This window comes from Halomonas sp. PR-M31, from assembly GCF_001039575.1.
GTDB lineage: Bacteria > Pseudomonadota > Gammaproteobacteria > Pseudomonadales > Halomonadaceae > Modicisalibacter.
Genome location: NZ_JIBT01000046.1, coordinates 12,684 through 30,752, shown reverse-complemented (window position 1 = coordinate 30,752; position 18,069 = coordinate 12,684). Strand labels below are relative to the sequence as shown.

At 59.9% G+C, this 18,069-nt stretch carries 15 protein-coding genes and 2 pseudogenes; 12 read left to right on the top strand and 5 right to left on the bottom strand.

Going from position 1 to position 18,069, the window contains the following annotated elements; all coding sequences use genetic code 11:
• Positions 1-121 precede the first annotated feature (121 nt).
• The 8 genes and pseudogenes from CH74_RS13200 to CH74_RS13170 all read left to right on the top strand — a co-directional run bounded on the left by CH74_RS13200 (position 122) and on the right by CH74_RS13170 (position 7,027).
• A complete protein-coding gene (locus CH74_RS13200) occupies positions 122-1,117 on the top strand; it encodes a flavin reductase family protein (RefSeq protein WP_048308012.1) in 996 nt (331 codons plus the stop codon).
• Positions 1,117-1,893, top strand: coding sequence for a glucose 1-dehydrogenase (locus CH74_RS13195; protein WP_048308011.1), 777 nt, complete (start codon positions 1,117-1,119; stop codon positions 1,891-1,893). The genes CH74_RS13200 and CH74_RS13195 overlap by 1 nt, the downstream gene beginning before the upstream one ends.
• A gap of 48 nt (positions 1,894-1,941) precedes the next feature.
• Positions 1,942-2,328: a hypothetical protein gene (locus CH74_RS19845; RefSeq protein ID WP_301280858.1), complete on the top strand. Its 387-nt coding sequence runs from the start codon at positions 1,942-1,944 to the stop codon at positions 2,326-2,328.
• Positions 2,325-2,759 (top strand): fumarylacetoacetate hydrolase family protein, encoded by a 435-nt coding sequence (locus CH74_RS19840; RefSeq protein WP_301280857.1) that lies wholly within the window; start codon positions 2,325-2,327, stop codon positions 2,757-2,759. Before CH74_RS19845 ends, CH74_RS19840 begins: the two co-directional genes overlap by 4 nt.
• Before the next feature lie 13 nt (positions 2,760-2,772).
• Positions 2,773-3,684 carry an acetaldehyde dehydrogenase (acetylating) gene (locus CH74_RS13185; protein WP_048308010.1) on the top strand — a complete coding sequence of 304 codons (912 nt, stop codon included), beginning with the start codon at positions 2,773-2,775 and terminating at the stop codon, positions 3,682-3,684.
• Positions 3,685-3,694: 10 nt separating this feature from the next.
• A pseudogene (gene dmpG / locus CH74_RS13180) lies at positions 3,695-4,722 on the top strand (4-hydroxy-2-oxovalerate aldolase).
• Between the two features lie 6 nt (positions 4,723-4,728).
• Positions 4,729-6,078 carry an MFS transporter gene (locus CH74_RS13175; protein ID WP_048308009.1) on the top strand — a complete coding sequence of 450 codons (1,350 nt, stop codon included), beginning with the start codon at positions 4,729-4,731 and terminating at the stop codon, positions 6,076-6,078.
• Positions 6,079-6,262: 184 nt separating this feature from the next.
• Positions 6,263-7,027 carry an SDR family oxidoreductase gene (locus CH74_RS13170; protein ID WP_048308008.1) on the top strand — a complete coding sequence of 255 codons (765 nt, stop codon included), beginning with the start codon at positions 6,263-6,265 and terminating at the stop codon, positions 7,025-7,027.
• A 162-nt stretch (positions 7,028-7,189) separates the two neighbouring features.
• Here CH74_RS13170 and CH74_RS13165 read toward each other — a convergent pair whose 3' ends face one another.
• The 4 genes and pseudogenes from CH74_RS13165 to CH74_RS13150 all read right to left on the bottom strand — a co-directional run bounded on the left by CH74_RS13165 (position 7,190) and on the right by CH74_RS13150 (position 11,551).
• The gene (locus tag CH74_RS13165; RefSeq protein WP_216594765.1) at positions 7,190-7,600 is read right to left on the bottom strand and encodes a DUF2177 family protein; all 411 of its coding nucleotides are present in this window, start codon (positions 7,598-7,600) and stop codon (positions 7,190-7,192) included.
• Between the two features lie 84 nt (positions 7,601-7,684).
• Positions 7,685-9,726: pseudogene (locus CH74_RS13160) on the bottom strand (CocE/NonD family hydrolase).
• 56 nt (positions 9,727-9,782) lie between these two features.
• Positions 9,783-11,084: an acetyl-CoA carboxylase biotin carboxylase subunit family protein gene (locus CH74_RS13155; RefSeq protein WP_048308020.1), complete on the bottom strand. Its 1,302-nt coding sequence runs from the start codon at positions 11,082-11,084 to the stop codon at positions 9,783-9,785.
• A gap of 227 nt (positions 11,085-11,311) precedes the next feature.
• Positions 11,312-11,551 (bottom strand): hypothetical protein, encoded by a 240-nt coding sequence (locus tag CH74_RS13150; protein ID WP_048308019.1) that lies wholly within the window; start codon positions 11,549-11,551, stop codon positions 11,312-11,314.
• Positions 11,552-11,692: 141 nt separating this feature from the next.
• Here CH74_RS13150 and CH74_RS13145 point away from each other — a divergent pair, with 141 nt between their 5' ends.
• Positions 11,693-12,490, top strand: coding sequence for a TlpA disulfide reductase family protein (locus CH74_RS13145; RefSeq protein WP_048308007.1), 798 nt, complete (start codon positions 11,693-11,695; stop codon positions 12,488-12,490).
• 94 nt (positions 12,491-12,584) lie between these two features.
• A complete protein-coding gene (rapA, locus tag CH74_RS13140) occupies positions 12,585-15,533 on the top strand; it encodes an RNA polymerase-associated protein RapA (protein ID WP_048308006.1) in 2,949 nt (982 codons plus the stop codon).
• On the opposite strand, the gene CH74_RS13135 is transcribed toward rapA, so the two are convergent.
• Positions 15,530-16,426, bottom strand: coding sequence for a TIGR01777 family oxidoreductase (locus CH74_RS13135; protein ID WP_048308005.1), 897 nt, complete (start codon positions 16,424-16,426; stop codon positions 15,530-15,532). The genes rapA and CH74_RS13135 overlap by 4 nt on opposite strands.
• A gap of 114 nt (positions 16,427-16,540) precedes the next feature.
• Here CH74_RS13135 and CH74_RS13130 point away from each other — a divergent pair, with 114 nt between their 5' ends.
• Both CH74_RS13130 and CH74_RS13125 read left to right on the top strand, forming a co-directional pair.
• A complete protein-coding gene (locus CH74_RS13130) occupies positions 16,541-17,572 on the top strand; it encodes an NAD(P)/FAD-dependent oxidoreductase (RefSeq protein ID WP_048308004.1) in 1,032 nt (343 codons plus the stop codon).
• Positions 17,569-17,949 carry a sirohydrochlorin chelatase gene (locus CH74_RS13125; protein ID WP_048308003.1) on the top strand — a complete coding sequence of 127 codons (381 nt, stop codon included), beginning with the start codon at positions 17,569-17,571 and terminating at the stop codon, positions 17,947-17,949. Before CH74_RS13130 ends, CH74_RS13125 begins: the two co-directional genes overlap by 4 nt.
• Positions 17,950-18,069: the final 120 nt, after the last annotated feature.

Below are 18,069 nucleotides of genomic sequence, written 5' to 3'. Positions count from 1 at the left end.
CCCGGCATTACTCACCTTCCTGTTGCCGGCACTGAGATAAAGCCGTAGTCCGGAAAGACGATGAGGCATCGGCAACGGCACAGGATACTGCCAGCAAGACAATAAGGCAGGAGCCCTCGCGATGAGCCAAAGCAGCTTCGATACCCGCGCCTTTCGAAGTGCCCTGGGTACGTTCACCACTGGTGTCACCATCATTACCGCTCAGGCGGAGGACGGCACCCCGGTGGGCATCACTGCCAACAGCTTCAACTCGGTCTCCATGGATCCCCCTCTGGTGTTGTGGAGCCTGGCCAAGAATGCCCAGAGCCTACCGGTGTTCAACTCCACGGATCACTGGAACGTGCATGTGCTGTCGACGGAGCAGGAAGCGCTTTCCGGGCGTTTTGCCTCTCGCGGCGAGGACAAGTTCGCCGAAATAGTGCTGGATGAAGGCATTACTCCTGCCCCCTTGCTGCACGACTGCACCGCCCGCTTTCAATGCCGTACGGTCTTTACCCACGACGGTGGCGATCACCTGATCTTCATTGGCGAGGTGCTGGCCTTTGATCAAAGCGAACTGCCGCCACTAGTGTTTCAGAGTGGACAGTATGCATTCACCGCCCGCAAGCCCCGGGAAACTCCGCGTCTGACCACCGGCACGCCGGCACCGGAATGCGGCTATACCGAGGACCTGGTCGGTTATCTCTTGGGCCGCGCCCATTTCCAGATGCTCTATCAACTGCGCCAGCAGCAGAGCAAAACCTTCAAGGACAAGTTGTTCTACATCCTGTCGGTACTCATCGTGCGCGATAACCAGACCCTGCAGGAGCTAAACGGCTATATCGGCTATACCGGCGATCCGGTGACCCAAGAGGATCTGGATACCCTCGAGACAGAGGGCTGTATCGTTGCCGAGGTTGAAGGTGGCATTACCCGCTACCGTCTTACCGGAGAAGGCCGGGACATTTCCCTGCACCAGATCGCTGCCGCCAAGGCGGTCGAAGAAGACCTTCTGGCCAAACTGGGCCCTGGCGACACCCTGGCCCTGAAGCTGCTGCTCAAGCGCTTGATCAACGACAGCGACCCGGGACTGCCGGATCTATGGTCGACACCTGAAACGATAGGAGACACTCAATAATGACAACGCTTCTGGATCGCTTCTCGATGGAAGGTCAAGTGGCTGTGGTCACCGGCGCCGGTCGTGGGCTGGGCCGCGCCATCGCCCTGGCCTTCGCCGATGCCGGTGCCGATGTGGCCTGCTCGGCGCGCACCTTGGCGGACGTTGAAACCGTCGCCGACGAGATTCGCTCTCGGGGCCGACGTGCCCTGGCGTTGAGCTGCGACGTCAACGACCCCGAACAGCGCCGCATGCTGGTAGCCCGTACCAGAGAAGAGCTGGGCGGTATCACCCAGCTGGTCAACAACGCCGGCGGCTCCGGCCCCAACAGCCCCTTGAAGATGACCCCCGAGGAACTCGATCGGGTGCTGCACTTCAACGTTACCTCCGCCTATGCCCTGACCCAGCTGTGCGTACCGCACATGCGTGAAGCCGGCGCTGGCAGCGTCATCAACATCACCTCCGGAGCGGCCCGTTACGTGCAGCGGCATTTCAGCGCCTACGGCACCGCCAAGGCGGCCTTGACCCACATGACGCGGCTGTTGGCTCAGGATTTTGCGCCTCAGGTGCGGGTCAACGCCATTGCGCCGGGGCCGATTCTTACCGCCGCCCTGGAAAATGCCGCTTCCCCGGAAATGCTGGAGGCCATGGCCAACAACACGCCATTGAAGCGCCTGGGCCAGGTTGAAGACATCGCCGCCGCCGCGCTTTTTCTGGCCACTCCCGCGGCAGCCTGGATCACCGGCAAGGTCATTGAAGTGGATGGCGGCGCCGAAGGCAGTGTCTGGCCGGGTTGAGTCGAGAGACGTCAAAGAGAGAGCCGAGGAGAACCAAGGAGAGCCGCCGTGCATCAAACATTAATTGAATCGTTGGGGGATGAGCTATTTGCCGCCCTGCAGGACGGCCATACGCTGGCGCCCCTGACCAGTCGCCATCCGGAAATCGATATCGACGCGGCCTACCGGATCTCGCTGCATGCGCTGAAACGCCGCGAGGCATCAGGTGAGCGTGTGATCGGCAAGAAGATCGGCGTGACCAGCCAGGCGGTCCAGGACATGCTGAACGTGCATCAGCCGGATTTCGGTTTCCTCACCGATCGCATGCACTACTCCGCCGATACCTGCGTTTCCCTGAACGAAGCGCGCCTGATCCAGCCCCGGGCCGAAGGCGAGATCGCCTTCATGCTCAAGGCCGATCTTCAGGGCCCGGTGTTACCCGGGACGACGTATTGAATGCCACGGAGTGGGTCGCCCCCTGTTTTGAGATCGTCGATTCGCGCATCGAGAACTGGAAGATCCGCATCGAGGACACCGTGGCGGACAACGCCTCCTGCGGCATCTTCGTGATTGGTGAGAATCGGGTCTCCCCGGAGGGGCTGGATCTGGCCGCTCTGGAGATGACGGTATGGCGCAACGGTGAGGCCGCCGGCAGCGGCGTGGGCGCCGCCGTACAGGGCCATCCTGCGGAAGCAGTGGCCTGGCTGGCCAATACCTTGGGGGAATATGGCATTCCCTTTCGCAAGGGCGAACTGATTCTCTCCGGCGCTTGGCACCGCTGGTACCCGTCGTTTCAGGCGATCGATTCCAGCTGCGGATTCGCGGCCTGGGCGACTGCTCCATTACGTTTGGCTAAACATCGGCGAGTGCCCTCGCGTCCCATTTAATAAAGGTAGCCCCATGAACAAGATCAAGTGTGTCCTGATCGGCTCCGGCAACATCGGCACCGACCTGCTTTACAAGCTTGCTCGCAGCTCTCTGCTCGAGCCGGTGTGGATGGTCGGCATCGATGAAAACTCAGAGGGGCTGGAACGCGCCCGACAAATGGGCTTGAAGACCACGGCGGAAGGGATCGACGGACTGCTACCCCACGTCAAGGAAGATGGCGTGCAGATCGCCTTCGATGCCACCTCCGCCTACGTGCACGCGGAAAATTCTCGCAAGCTCAATGCCCTGGGGGTCCTGATGATCGACCTGACCCCGGCGGCGGTCGGGCCATTCTGCGTACCCCCGGTGAATCTGGAAGGCCATCTGGGCAACGGCGAGATGAACGTCAACATGGTGACCTGCGGCGGTCAGGCCACCATCCCCATGGTCTACGCGGTTAGCCGCGTGCAGCCGGTGGAATACGGCGAGATCGTCGCCACCGTGTCGTCCCGCTCCGTGGGACCGGGCACCCGCCAAAACATCGACGAGTTCACCCGCACCACCGCTGGCGCGGTAGAGAAGGTCGGCGGCGCTCAAAAAGGCAAGGCGATCATCGTCATCAATCCCGCCGAGCCACCCTTGATCATGCGCGACACCATTCATTGCCTGACCGTGGACGAGCCGGATCAGCAAGCCATTACCGACTCCGTGCGGGCCATGATCGAAGAGGTGCAGCAGTACGTGCCGGGCTATCGGCTCAAGAACGGGCCGGTCTTCGATGGGCGCAAGGTCTCGGTGTTTCTGGAGGTCGAGGGCCTGGGAGACTACCTGCCCAAGTATGCGGGCAATCTGGACATCATGACCGCCTCTGCCCTGCGTACCGCGGAGTTGTTCGCCAAGGAACTGGTCAGCGGCAATCTGGAACTCACCCCCGTCACTGCCTGAGGAGCGCGACATGAATCTACAAGGAAAGCACGTCACCCTGCACGACATGTCTCTGCGCGACGCATGCATGCCAAGGGTCATCAGATCAGCCTCGAGGAGATGATCGCGGTGGCCACCGGCCTGGACCGGGCCGGCGTGCCGCTGATCGAGGTCACCCACGGCGATGGCCTTGGCGGCGCTTCACTCAACTACGGCTTCCCCGCCCATAGTGACGAGGAGTACCTGCAGGCGGTGGTGCCGAAAATGGAGCAGGCGCGAGTCTCTGCCCTGCTGCTGCCGGGCATCGCCACCCTGGACCATCTGCACATGGCCAAGGATCTTGGTGTCTCGACGATCCGCATCGCGACTCACTGCACCGAGGCGGACGTTGCCGAGCAGCATATCGGCATGGCCCGCAAGCTGGGCCTGGACACCGTGGGCTTTCTGATGATGGCTCACATGATCGAGCCGGAGAAGCTACTGGCCCAGGCCAAGCTGATGGAGTCCTATGGCGCCAACTGCATCTACTGCACGGACTCCGCGGGCTATATGCTGCCGGACGATGTGACCGCTCGGCTGGGGCTGCTGCGCAGTGAGCTGCAGCCGGAGACCGAGATCGGCTTCCACGGCCATCACAATCTGGGCATGGGCATCGCCAACTCCTTGGCCGCCATCGAGGCCGGTGCCGCTCGTATCGACGGCTCCGTGGCAGGGCTTGGGGCCGGGGCGGGCAACACGCCGCTAGAGGTGTTCGTGGCGGTACTCGAGCGCATGGGCGTCAAGCACGGGGTGGATCTGTATCGCATCATGGATGTCGCCGAGGATATCGTGGTGCCGATGATGGACCAGCCGATTCGCGTCGATCGGGACGCCTTGACCCTAGGGTACGCCGGCGTCTATTCGTCTTTTCTACTGTTCGCTCAGCGCGCCAGCAAGAAATATGGCGTTTCTGCCCGGGACATTCTGGTGGAGCTTGGCAAGCGCGGCACCGTGGGCGGCCAGGAGGACATGATCGAGGACACCGCCATGTCCATGGCTCGTGAGCGTCAGGTCGGATAAGCGCCGATGACCCACGCCCCTGCGACCATCTCGCCCTGGCGGCGCCATGCGCTGCTGCTGGTACTGACGCTGCTGTACACCGACAATTTCATCGGTCGTCAGGTCCTGGCGGTGATGATCGAGCCGATCAAGCAGGAGTTCGGGGTCAGCGATAGCGCCATGGGCTTGGTATCAGGGCTGGCCTTCGCCGGCGTCTACGCCATCTTCGGGCTTGCCGGTGGGCACCTGGCAGACCGGGTCTCGCGCACTCGATTGCTGGCGATCTGCGCATTGTGCTGGGGGGTGGCCACCATCCTGTGTGGCTTCGCCGTGGGCTTTTATGTGCTGGTGCTGGCACGCATGCTGGTGGCGGTGGTCGAGGCGCCGGTAACCGCCTCATCGCTTTCGATGATCGCCGACCTTTATCCACCCCAGCGGCGCTCTTTCGCCATTAGCTGCTTTACCACCGCGCCTACATTGGCCGCCATCGTGGCCTTGAGCCTGGGGGCCTGGCTGGTGGAGCTGCAGGGCTGGCGATTTACCTTCATGCTGGTGGGCGTCCCGGCATTGGTGCTATCGCTGCTGCTGGCCTTTCTGGTTCACGAACCCCAGCGCGGCGCCTGGGATCCTGCCCCTAGCCTTGAGGTTCCGGTACAAGGCATGCTAGGGAGCGCCCGCTCGCTATGGTCTCAGCCTGCCTATCGCACCCTGATCATCGCCAGCGCTGTCACCACCCTGGGGGCCAACGCCTATGGCATGTGGAATGCCACGTTCCTGGTCAGGATTCACGATCTGGAACTGCGCGAGGCGGGTACGCTTGCCGGTATAATCGGCGGTGGCTCCGCGGCACTGGGCATGCTGTTCGGCGGCTGGCTGACGGATCGCTTCGTGCGCCGTCATCCCTCCTGGCAGCTTCGCATTCCTCAGATCGGCCATCTGATAGGCATTTTCGCCATGCTCAACTATCTACTGTGGCCCAGCGACTGGGTCATCCTGATCGGCGGTTTTCCTGTACCCGCCGCCATGCTGTGGTGTGGTGTCAACGGTTTCTTTGCAGTGTGGTGGGTGGGGCCATTGCTGGGCTACATCACCCAGCTGGTGACGCCTCACACTCGGGGCACTGCCCTGGCAATTCAGACCATCATGGTCACTCTGTTCGGTGTCGGGCTGGGACCGCTTTCCATCGGCATACTCAGCGATCTCTTGATTCCCTATTTCGATGAACAGTCGCTGCGCTACGCCCTGCTCTTCTGCGTATTCACCACCATAATCGCCATGCTGTTGATCTGGCGAGTGATGCGCATGGCGGCTCAGACGGATTCGGAAAACGCCGTCGACGATAGACTAACGGGTCGGCAGCAACCTGAAACCTCTTAGAGGATGTTTACAAATTACTGCGCTAGGTCACGCTGTGTTGAAATCAGTCTCAAAATGCTCATTTACGCCCAGTAAACTCCGCTTTTTCGACTGATTTCGCCTTGCCTGACCGTCGCTCGTGACTTTCGTAAACACCCTCTTAGATGAACCTGACTTTCTCAACAACACAAAAAGGAGATCGACCATGCCTATCACTGCAGTCACCGGCGCCGCTTCGGGTATCGGCAAAACGGTATGCGAAACATTGAAAGCCGCGGGCCATCGCATCATCGGCATCGACCGCAACAATGCCGATATCAACGCGGATCTTTCCACCGCCGAGGGCCGGGAATTGGCAGTTTCCGCCACCCTCGAGCAGTGCCAGGGGCGGCTCGACGGCCTGGTGTGCTGTGCCGGGGTCGGGGTCACCTTTCCCAGCGACATGATCGTCGGCGTCAACTACTTCGGGGTAACGAAGCTGCTGGAAGGCTTGCAGGATGCCCTGCAACAAGGCGAGCAGCCGGCGGTACTGGTGATTGGTTCCGTGGCGGGCAATCAAATGGTCGGGCGCCCTCACGAGATGGTATCCGCCATGCTGGATGACGACGAAACCGCCGCCAGGCGTATCGCTTTGGATCTCGCCGAGCCCCATACCGCCTACGCCGCCTCCAAGTACGCCGTCAGCAGTTACGTGCGCCAGCAGGCCCCCGCCTGGGGCAAGCAAGGCCTGCGCGCCAACGTGATTGCCCCAGGGGCGGTGGAAACCCCTCTTCATCAGGCCGCCAAGGACGACCCGCGCTTCGGCGAGGCGGTCAAGAACTTCGTCGCTCCGCTGGGTCGCGCCGGCACGCCTCAGGAAATCGCCAATGTCGTCGCCTTCCTGCAATCCGATCAGGCAAGCTTCATCCACGGCAGCGTGTTCTTCGTCGACGGCGGTATGGATGCGATGGTGCGACCAGGACAGTTCTAGCTTTCGAGAATGAACGGGATTGTCGATGTCGTTTTTCCAGGCACTTTTGTCGACGATGCGAAAACGCTGCCCATGTCATGATGAGTCACGACATGGGCAGCGTTTCATGCATCGTACCTCTGACACCCTGCGCATTTGCGTTGACCGGCCAAGCCCCGAATATCAGCCCGGCATGATCCAGCGCGTCAGCATGACCCCCGCCCAGGCGGAAAATCCGGTCAATACCGTACCCCAGACCATATCCGTGGCGACCATTTGCCAATGCCAGCCCTTGAGCACCGAAAACGCCGTGAACTCGAAGGTGCCATAGGCAATCGCTCCAAGAATCGCGCCGTTCAACAATGCCATCATTGGGGCGTTGCCCCGCAGTGCGGGTACCGACACGAAGTAAAGCAGCCCCGCCACGTAGATCAAATAGAAAATCGTTGCCGCCACTATCTGTACATCATCGCGCAGCATGCTTGAGATGTGCGTTTCGAACAGCGGCCGCATGATCTTGCTCAAGCCGACGGCGTCCAGGCCGAGAAATATGACAGCGGTGATGGCATAAAGAACCAGGATCTGCATGATCATCGATCTTCCTTGGTTGGTATGGAACAAGTGCTGACCATACAGCATGTTCTCTCTTCACATTGGCGAACCGCTGAATTACATCGCCTATACAAGATCTCGCGGGATTTCCTCGTCCCAGGACTTGGAGAATATGCGACTCTCCCCTTCATAGGCATCCAGGGTTGCCCGCATGCGAAAGTGCTCGGCGTTTGAGGTCATCAGCGTGCGGGCCACGGTGCGCACCTGCCAGTCGCCCCGGCGGAAGGTGCGCTTCCATTCGGTCCAGCCGCTCAGGCTGTCGTAATGGCCATAGGCATAGCTATAGCGCTCGGTCACCTTGGCGGCGATGGTGAGATCGATATTATCGAGACGATAGCTGCCTTCATCATTGATTACTTCAAGGGTGGTCTTGTCATTGGCCAGATCGCGAATCACCCGCCACTCTTCCTGACTGGGCTGAATCAGGGTACGGGCAAGCGCCGGGGCGCCTTCCGGCTCACCAAAGGCAGGTAGGGCCGCCTCTTCTTCGGGCTGAGGGGCGCGACAGGGTAGAATCAGGTGGCTGGTAGCGGGGTGGATAGTCAATTTGACCGGCACCGGTGCCGGCCAGGCCAGCGGCCAATAGCTGGTGGACAGCGACAAGCGAATGGCATGGCCGGCGGCGAACTGCTGGGCAATATGCTTGAGTTTGACGCGCACACGATAACGCTTGCCCGGCTCGAGCGCCTCGGGAAACTCATGCTGTCGCGGTGAGTCAGGTTGAGCAGCCCATAGGACACCCGGGTGGCTTTATCATCCGTTGCAATATCGCTCAACCGCAGGGCCACCATGGCCACCGGTTGATCGGCTTCGATATCGAGCTCGACTTCGCACTGACCGCAGATCTCCAGCGCCTCTTCGAGCCGTGCGGTCTGAAAGATCAGCGAGCCCCCGTCTTCATCGCGCTGATCGTGGGGCAGATCCGGCGGCGCATTGTAAGAACACCATTTGCCCGCATATAGTCCCACGGAAAGCGGCGAGCGTACCGTCAATGGCACATCGTCGACGGCTTGCATCGCGGGTGCATCCGCCGCTTCAGGCAATAGATCGTGACCGCTGGTCAAGCGAAATATCTGCGACGCGATGCGCGGCGATGGCCAGGTCGGCTCGCTCACCCAGCGTCCCGGGCGCGTATCATAGCGCGCCGAGGGCGGCACGCTATCCTGCATCCAGACCCGCAGCATGGGTTCGTCCATGATGCCGGTCTCCTCACCCTTGAGCCATTGATCCCACCAGCGCAAGGATTCCTGCATAAAGCCGATGGCCGGCCCCGGCACGCCAAGATGCGGGTACTTGTGCGCCCAGGGGCCAACCAGCCCCTTGCGCGGTACATCGAGCCCATCGAGCAGGCGGAACACGGCGTTGCAGTAACCGTCCGCCCAACCGCTGATGGCATAGACCGGGCATTTGATGAGGGAGAAATCCTCGCATACGGACCCATGCTTCCAGTACTCGTCGCGCCGTTGATGCTCGAGCCAGATGGGTAGCCAATGACCGCTGCCATCGAGCCGTTCGAGCCACATGTCGCGCCAGCGCTCGCCGACCAGTGCCGGGTCCGGGGGCGAGGCGTTGCCGTCGAACATGGTCGAGGCCCAGGACAGGTTGTCTCCCAATAGGCAGCCGCCCATGTGGTGAATGTCGTCCGCGTAACGATCGTCCGTGGAGCACAAGGTGATCACCGCCTTGAGCTGCGGCGGTTGTAATGCGGCGATCTGCAGGCCGTTGAAGCCGCCCCAGGAGATGCCCACCATGCCCACGTCGCCGGTACACCAGGGCTGCGCTTCCAGCCAGGCCAGAATCTCGACGCCGTCATCCAGCTCCTGCTGCAGATATTCGTCGGTGAGTACGCCATCGGACTCGCCGGTACCGCGAATGTCCACCCGCACCCCGGCGTAGCCGTGGCCTGCCCAGTAGGGATGTGTCTGGGCATCTCGCACCGCGGTCAGATCACGCTTGCGATAGGGAAGATATTCGAGGATGGCCGGCACCGGATGCGCTTCTGCATCCATCGGCCGCCAGATGCGCACCCCCAGTCGGCAACCATCGGCCAGGGTAATCCAGGTCTCTTCTTCGAAGACCTTTCGGGGAAATTCTGTGATGATATGCATAGACCACTATGACTCCGCTGACGATCGAAAAAGAACCGGATATTGGCAATGGGACACTACCCAACGACCTCTTCGAATTCGAAGAGCAGTTTGTCCGCGAGACGCCGATAGTTGGCTTCCAGCGCTTCGTCGTCATCCGCCCCCATCCAGACATAGGCCAGGGCGAAGCTGTAGCTGTCCTGCTCTGGCAGTGACGACAGCTGGGTACCAGCCTCTACCTGCAAGGCAATGACGGTGCCGGGGAATTCCTGCTGCAGGGCGTCGATCTCCTCATCGCTGGGCACCCGAGTCACCATCGCATCGACGAAGAACACCCGATAGAAAAACTTGCCTGCTACGGCAAAATCGCCGTGGCGCCGTGGCATGTCCGGCGACAGCCCCAGGGCCAGATCGATGGTGACCTGCTGGTTGCTGACCCCGTCGACCTTCTCGAACAGGTCACAGTGGGACTGGGAGATACGGGTATTGATCTCGAGCAGCCAGATGCGGTTCTGCATTTCGTCCCAGAAGTATTCGACGTTGAAGGCCGCATTGTCGTAGCCGATATGGGACATGATGGTATTGGTCAGCTCCCGCATCTTGTCCTGAATATGCTTAGGCAGCTTCGAGGGATAGCGGTAATAAAAGAAGCTCAACACCTGGGGATAGCGAATCGAATCGACGATGCCATAGGATACGACTTCTCCCTGATAGACATAGCCTTCTACGGTGCACTGCCAGCCGCCGATGATCTCTTCCGCCATGCAGTAGCCGCCATCAACCTGGCGCACCTTATCCGGCAGATTGGCTTTTTCGAGCACGAAATTGAACGGCTCGGAGATCAGGCCGATATCCTCCCGCAGTCGCGCCACCGCGGCGGTGAAATCCTCGGGGCTATCGATGCGAAAACCCAGCCGTGAGCCGGAGGACTTGATCGGCTTGACGAAGAACGGGAAGTACAACCCTGCCTCACCGATATGCGCAAGGGCGCTGTCGTCGAAAGGATCGAAGGCGGTAAAACGCGGGATATAGTTGCCGATCACATCCCGTTGAGCCAGACGACTCCAGTACTTGTGCTCGCACTTGAGCAGGCTCTCGAGGCTGGTGGTGCGAGTGTCGAACCTCTCGCACAAAAGCGGCAGCATGGTCGAGACAGGAAAGTCCATGTAGCCGGCAATTGCATCGATGGGTTCATTAAACTCACTCAGCTGCTTTTCCGCGCGCTTAAGCATGTCCTCGATGGGAAAGTGTTCCGTTTCATAGACCTCGGCGGGATCGATGACGCCATGAAAGTTATAATGCTCGGCACCGCGCAGAGTTCGCAGCCGTTCTCGATTGAAGTCGTTGAGCCCTACGATGAAGATATTGCGCTGTTTCATAACGGCCTCTCCCATGCACTTTCGTTTTGTAATGAAGCACTGGTCGATCACGGCGAGGCAGGCAGTTGCCTCTCTCCATCTCGTCACATGCTTCAGAAAACCCCTGGTTTTTGAAGCATAGACCCTTATGGCGTTTGCGTAATACGCAATATGATTATCGCTCTAAGGCTTTTGCGTTTAGCGTGTGGGAAGAAAATAGACGGGTTAGGTCAGGTCAATCGATTATCTCAGACATCTTCATGCTCACTTGCACGCGCCTCCTCGACCGCCGCCTTGCGCTGACGGTTGCGCCGGTAAAGCCGCACCAGCGCAATCCAGATGGCGGCCACTAGCATTCCAGCCAGCGTCGCTCCCTGCCAGGGCCTGGCCGCGTCCCCCAGCCAGGTTTCCAGAGCAATGATCAGCACGAACCCGGTGGCTTGACTGGCAATGGCCAGAGCACGTAAACGATCGGTGGATCGAGCCATGCACGTCTCCAATTCGAGATGAGGATAGCGAGGGGATGACAGCATCGAGGCAGGCCAGTAGGCTGCCCTATTGTAGCGCGATGGCGTCTTCAAGAGGCAACCATCTCCTTCCGACACCCGCCAGTGGATAAAGATCACGCCATGAATGCCATCGCTCTTGGCCCGTTGTTGATTGCCCTGCCTCGCCTGTATGCATTCATTGCAGCGCTTGCGTTATTGCTGGCGAGCATGGCGCTCTTGCGTCTTGGAAAATCCCAGCGCGCAGGCTGGTTCAACGGCCTGGTGCTGACTTGGCTGATCGGTGCTCGCCTGGGGTACGTGCTGACACATTTCGACAGTTATCTCGCCGATCCGCTGGAGATACTCAAGCTCTGGCAGCCCGGCTATAGCGCTCTCTGGGGGCTGTTGGCCGCGGCCGCCTTTAGCGCCTGGAAACTGCGCCGCCAGCTGACAACGCTGATCAAGGCCGAAGCCTTGCTGATGGCAAGTGTCGCGCTATGGCTGGGACTGATGGCCTGGAATCCTCTGGGCCATCAGGCCGGTTTAGACGAATTACCGGATATCGCCCTGGAGGATCTTGAGGGCAATCAGGTCAATTTGCATTCGCTGCAGGGCAAACCCTTGGTGCTTAACCTCTGGGCGACCTGGTGCCCGCCCTGCCGCCGCGAGATGCCCTTGCTGGCAGAGGCGGACAAACGCGAAGACGTCCGCATCGTGATCGTCAATCAGGGCGAAACCCTGCTCACGGCGGTGCGCTATCTGGATGGACAGGGACTAGACTTTAATCATGCGCTGCTTGACCCGGAACAGCGTCTGATGGTTGTCGTCGAGTCCCCGGGGCTGCCTACCTCGCTACTGTTCGATGCCGATGGCCAGCTCGTCAAACGCCATGTAGGTGAGTTGACTCGCGCGCAGCTGACGGCTTGGCTTGAGGAATGATGCTTGTGCTTAAGCCGGCCGCCGTATTGCGGTAGACTACCGCGCCCCGACGCCTGTCGGACGACGATATTGCTTTTTCAACATTCGAGGCAGCATGAGCGTTTTTACACCGGGCCAGCGTTGGATCAGTGACGGCGAGGCAGAGCTGGGTCTGGGCACTGTCTTGAACTGCGACGCACGTAGCGTGACGGTATTGTTCGCCGCGAGCCAGCAGACGCGGACCTACGGCGCTCGCCAGGCGCCCCTGACCCGGGTAGTCTTCGGCAGCGGTGATCGCATTTCCACCGCCGAAGGCGGCCAATTGATCGTCGAGGATGTGCAGGAAGTCGATGGCCTGCTGATCTATACCGGCCAGAACGAAGAAGGCGACGACTGCGAGCTGCCCGAGGCGCGCATTGCCGACAGCATGCAGTTCAATCAGGCACGGGACCGATTGCTTACCGGCCAGATCGATCGCAACGACTGGTTCGACCTGCGCTTTCGCACGCTGCACCACTATCATCGCGTCGAGCAGAATCCTGCCCTTGGCTTGAGCGGCCCCAAGATCGACCTGATTCCCCATCAGCTTTATATCGCCGACGAGGTATCCCGGCGCCATGCCCCGCGGGTGCTGCTGGCGGACGAGGTGGGCCTGGGCAAGACCATCGAGGCCGGGCTGATCCTGCATCGCCTGCTGCTCATTGGTCGCGTCGAGCGGGCGCTGATACTGGTGCCGGACAGTTTGACGCATCAATGGCTGGTCGAGCTGCTGCGTCGTTTCGCTCTGGAAGTGACCCTGCTCGACGAGACCCAGAGCCAGGCCCACGGCGACGCCAATCCCTTCGAGTCTGGCCAGCTCATTCTAGCCAGTCAGCAGTGGCTCTTCGCCAATTCCCATCGTCAAGCCCAGGCCTGTGCCTGCGACTGGGATCTGCTCATCGTCGATGAAGCTCACCACCTCGATTGGACACCCATGACCAGCGGCCCGGGTTATGCCTGCGTCGAACGTCTGGCCAGTCAGACGCCAGGCGTGCTTCTGCTCACCGCCACCCCGGAGCAGATGGGTCTCGAAAGCCATTTTGCGCGGCTACGGCTGCTCGATCCGGATCGTTATCACGATCTGGCGCGTTTTCGCCTCGAGGAAGCAGGTTATGTTCAGGTGGCCGCCGCCATCGATGCTCTGGACAAGCTACCCGGTGACGCTGAGGCGGTTACTGTCATCGAGTCAGAAATCGATGATGCGGATAGCCGGGCGTTGCTCACCACGCTGACCGATCCGGAAAGCGATACCCCCCAGCAGGACAACGCCCGGCACCAGCTACGTGAACAGCTGCTCGATCGCCATGGCACCGGACGGGTGATGTTTCGCAACAGCCGCCGCCACGTAGGCGGCTTTCCCAAAAGACGATTGCAGGTTACGCATCTCGAGCTGCCCTCCGCCTATCACCGTCTGCTGAACAAGTTCAGCAGTAGCGAAGACGCCTTGGATGAGCTGTTGATCGAGACGGATCTCAGCGATCCTGATCTGCATTCCGACGTGCTGCTTTATCCGGAGATTGCCTATCGCCTGCTGAATGATCCAGACGCCCAGGAAGAGTCTTGGTGGCGGTTCGATCCTCGGGTCGATTGGCTGCTGCAACTGCTCAGCGATAGCGCGAACGACAAGCTGCTGGTAATCGTCCACGAGCGTACGACCGCAATGGATCTGGTGGAGGCGCTACGGGTATTGAAAGGCATTCATGCATCGGTATTCCATGAAGACATGACCCTGGTCGAGCGGGATCGTGCTGCCGCCGCCTTCGCGGACGAAGAGTACGGCAGCCCGGTGATGGTGTGCTCGGAAATCGGCTCCGAAGGACGCAACTTTCAGTTCTGTCGGCACCTGGTGATGTTCGATCTACCCTTGCACCCGGACCAGCTCGAACAGCGTATCGGTCGTCTTGACCGCATTGGTCAGCGTCATGCCATCGACATTCATGTGCCGGTATTCATCGACAGCCCCGGCGAACGGCTGCTGCGCTGGTATCAGGAAGGCATGGATGCCTTCAGCGCTCCCCACGGCGTGGGCAGCGATCTTCATGACGCCTTCGGCGATGCTCTAGCAGACGCCCTTCTCGACCCTGATGCCATTGACGAGATCGTTTCTGAAACCCGGGCGCTGTTCGAGACGCGCCTGGGAGAGCACAATGCCGGGCGTAATCGTCTGCTCGAACTCAATGCCTGTCGTCCTCAGCGCGCCGAAGCGGTCATCGCGGCGATTCGCGAACTCGACGACGACAAAGCGCTGATGCGTTATTTCGATCAGGCGCTGGATATCTTCGGCGTGGACAGTCAGGACCTGGGAGAGGATCTCGTGCATCTGCGCGCCGGATCCCACATGCTCGATGGCCTGCCAGGCCTGGCTAAAGGCGAAGAGGGCTTTACCGCCACCGCATCGCGCCAGCAAGCGTTGATTCGAGATGACGTGCAACATCTCTCCTGGGAGCATCCGCTGATACGCGAGATGATGGGTCGCGTCCTCGGTGGTACCTTGGGTAATACCGCGGTGGCGCTGCTTGCTCATCCTGCCATTCCGGCAGGCCGGTTGATGATCGAACTGGTGTTCAGCGCCTATTGCTCTGCCCCTAAACGCTTGCATATCAACCGGTTCATACCGCCTACGGCCATTCGAGTGCTGCTCGACGAGTCCGGTGCCAACCTGTCTTCCAAGGTCTCTTTTACCGGGCTTGCCAAGAACCTGCGCAAGGTCAAGAAAGCGGTGGCTCGAGATCTGGTCAAGTCACGTCAGGAGCAGCTGCGCATGCTGCTGACCCAGGGCGAGGGCGAAGCGGAAAACGAGCTGCCCACCATCATCGAAGCGGCCCAGCAGCGCATGAGAGTCGAACTCGATGGCGAACTGACCCGCCTCAGGGCGCTAGCACAACACAACCCCGCGGTTCGCGATGACGAGATACAGGCATTGCAGGAAGAGCGCGCAGCGCTGGACACGGCCATCGACGGCACCCGCCTGCGTCTGGACGCGGTGCGGGTGATCGTGACGGTAGATGAGAACAGCCGGCGCTAGCTGCCTAAAATCTCCTGCATTGCCTGATCGAGAGTCGGATACTCGAAGGTGAATCCGGCCTCTTCCAGGCGCTTGGGCTGCATGGCGGCGCCGGTCAGCAGCAAATGTGACATTTCGCCCAGCAGTGCCTTGAGCACACCCGCCGGCATTGGAATCATTGCCGGCCGATGAAGATGCTTTGCCAGGGTGTGGACGAACTCGTCGTTGGTGACCGGATTCGGAGCGGAACAGTTGAAAGGACCGCTCAAGGTGTCTTGTTCCAGTAGGAACTCGATGATGCGGACCATATCCAGACGATGAATCCAGGGCATGTACTGTCGACCATCGCCGATGCGCCCGCCCAAGCCCATCTTGAAGGGCGGCAACATCTGCTTGAGTGCCCCGCCATTGCGATCGAGCACCAAGCCGGTACGCAGCAACGCAACACGTACGCTGTAGGCCTCTGCTTCCTTGGCCGCTGCTTCCCAGCCGGCACACAGACGATGAGCGAATTCATCCTGAGGCGTCGTGTCTTCATCGACAGGTCGTTGACCTTGGGCGCCGTAATAGCCCATGGCGGAGCCGGAGACCATCACCTTTGGCGGCGTTTCCTGCTTGCCGCACAGGGTGACCAGATCACTGGTGATCGAAAGACGCGATTCGACCAGCTTCTTTTTTTGCTCTTCGCTCCAGCGCTTGCCGGCGATCGACTCCCCCGCCAGGTTGACGATGGCGTCGATCTGGGTGCCATCGAAATCGTGCACTCGTTGACGGATATCGGTATCCGGCGGCAGCAACCGCCGGGTCTTGTCCGGTGAACGCGAAACCACCAGCAGGCTATGGCTCTGCTCGTGTAGACGTTTGCACAGCAATTGACCGACGAACCCGCTACCGCCGGTGATGAGAATGCGCATCGACTCCCTCCTTGACGCATTGCTATCATGTTATACAACTATTGTACTAAGCTGTTACTGTAACACAGTCTAGCCGGTCTTCGATTTTCACGCCCAACCATAAGGCGATATGTCATGCACGATTCACGTTTCGCCGTTATTGGTGGCGGCATTTCTGGACTAGCCTGCGCTCGGGCACTGATTCGGCACGGTCGTCAGGTACGTCTATTCGAAAAAAGTCGTGGTCCTGGCGGGCGCTTGGCAAGTCGGCGTACACCTTCAGCCACTTTCGATCTGGGTGCCCAATACTTCACCGCACGCTCCCCGGAGTTCCAGCGCGAGCTCGAAGCGTGGCAACAAGCCAATGTGATCGCACCCTGGCCCCAGTCGGTTTGGGTTTGTGACGATGGCGACTGGCATCGCAAGCAAGATGATCACATTCGCTGGGTCGGCACTCCCCGCATGAGCGCACTGACCCGTCATTTATCTCAAGATCTTGACCTGCATACTCAGTGTCGCATCGAACATCTGCATCGAGAAGAATCAATATGGTGGTTACAGGATGATCAAGGACTTAGACATGGCCCTTTTACTCAGATAATCCTCGCCATTCCCTCTCCTCAAGCGCAGCCCTTGCTGGCACCTCACAGCCAAATACTATCCGAGGCTTGTCAATGCGTTGAGATGAGCCCTTGCTGGACCGCCTATGCCCTGTTTGAAGCGCCACTACCCCCGCTTGAAACATCCGCTTCCCAATGGCAGACGGCCTTCATGAATGGCGGCCCGCTGCGCTTCGTGGCCCGTAACGACAGCAAGCCCGGGCGCGGCGAGCAGGGAGAAAGCCTTTCTCTTCTGGCGACGGCCGAGTGGAGTCAGAAGCATCTTGAGCGTGACGCCGACTGGGTCGCCACTCAGCTTCTGGCGGCTTTCGCCGAACGTTATCCGGTACCGCTGCCAGGTACAAAACTTCTGGACGCCCATCGCTGGCGCTTTTCCCAGCCTGCGAGCGCGCCTTCGGTAAAAACTGATACGCAGGATTTTCAGACGGATTCGTGCGGGCTTGCCCTATGTGGCGATGCAATGAGTGCCGGACGTATCGAAAACGCCTGGCTATCGGGCCATCATCTTGGCAATCATCTGAGCACTTCCCTGGAGACCGCTATATGAGCGACCCCTTGATTCTACTGGCCCACGGTTCTCGTGATCCGCGTTGGCGCGCGCCCTTCGACGCCTTGGCGGACTCACTGAGCAGTCGGCTCGAGGCACCCTTGAGACTGGCCTATATGGAACTGTGCGATCCTTCTCTCGAGCATGTTGCCGCCGAACTCGCCGAAGCCGGCTACGCCCGAACGGATGTACTGCCATTGTTCTTTGCCGCCGGACGCCATCTGAGAGAAGACGTACCTCATCAAATCGAAGCTCTGCATGAAAAGCACAGAACCCTGACCATCGAACTGCTGGCGCCGGTAGGCGAACACCCTGCCTTCGTCGATGCCTTAACCAGCATCATCGAAGGACGCACAGGGCACGCTCATCCATCATGAATGGGTACAGACTTCGAATTGACCTGCGCCCTAGTTGTACAAGGCATCCGAATTGTACAATATCGAGTTCAGATGAATGAACTCAAGATTCGGTAAAAACATGACGCGATACTCCAATGC

Coding starts and splice junctions, on each gene's coding strand:
- CH74_RS13200 (WP_048308012.1), top strand. CDS start 122: ATGAGCCAAAGCAGCTTCGATACCCGCGCCTTTCGAAGTGCCCTGGGT.
- CH74_RS13195 (WP_048308011.1), top strand. CDS start 1,117: ATGACAACGCTTCTGGATCGCTTCTCGATGGAAGGTCAAGTGGCTGTG.
- CH74_RS13185 (WP_048308010.1), top strand. CDS start 2,773: ATGAACAAGATCAAGTGTGTCCTGATCGGCTCCGGCAACATCGGCACC.
- CH74_RS13175 (WP_048308009.1), top strand. CDS start 4,729: ATGACCCACGCCCCTGCGACCATCTCGCCCTGGCGGCGCCATGCGCTG.
- CH74_RS13170 (WP_048308008.1), top strand. CDS start 6,263: ATGCCTATCACTGCAGTCACCGGCGCCGCTTCGGGTATCGGCAAAACG.
- CH74_RS13165 (WP_216594765.1), bottom strand. CDS start 7,600: ATGATCATGCAGATCCTGGTTCTTTATGCCATCACCGCTGTCATATTT.
- CH74_RS13155 (WP_048308020.1), bottom strand. CDS start 11,084: ATGAAACAGCGCAATATCTTCATCGTAGGGCTCAACGACTTCAATCGA.
- CH74_RS13150 (WP_048308019.1), bottom strand. CDS start 11,551: ATGGCTCGATCCACCGATCGTTTACGTGCTCTGGCCATTGCCAGTCAA.
- CH74_RS13145 (WP_048308007.1), top strand. CDS start 11,693: ATGAATGCCATCGCTCTTGGCCCGTTGTTGATTGCCCTGCCTCGCCTG.
- rapA (WP_048308006.1), top strand. CDS start 12,585: ATGAGCGTTTTTACACCGGGCCAGCGTTGGATCAGTGACGGCGAGGCA.
- CH74_RS13135 (WP_048308005.1), bottom strand. CDS start 16,426: ATGCGCATTCTCATCACCGGCGGTAGCGGGTTCGTCGGTCAATTGCTG.
- CH74_RS13130 (WP_048308004.1), top strand. CDS start 16,541: ATGCACGATTCACGTTTCGCCGTTATTGGTGGCGGCATTTCTGGACTA.
- CH74_RS13125 (WP_048308003.1), top strand. CDS start 17,569: ATGAGCGACCCCTTGATTCTACTGGCCCACGGTTCTCGTGATCCGCGT.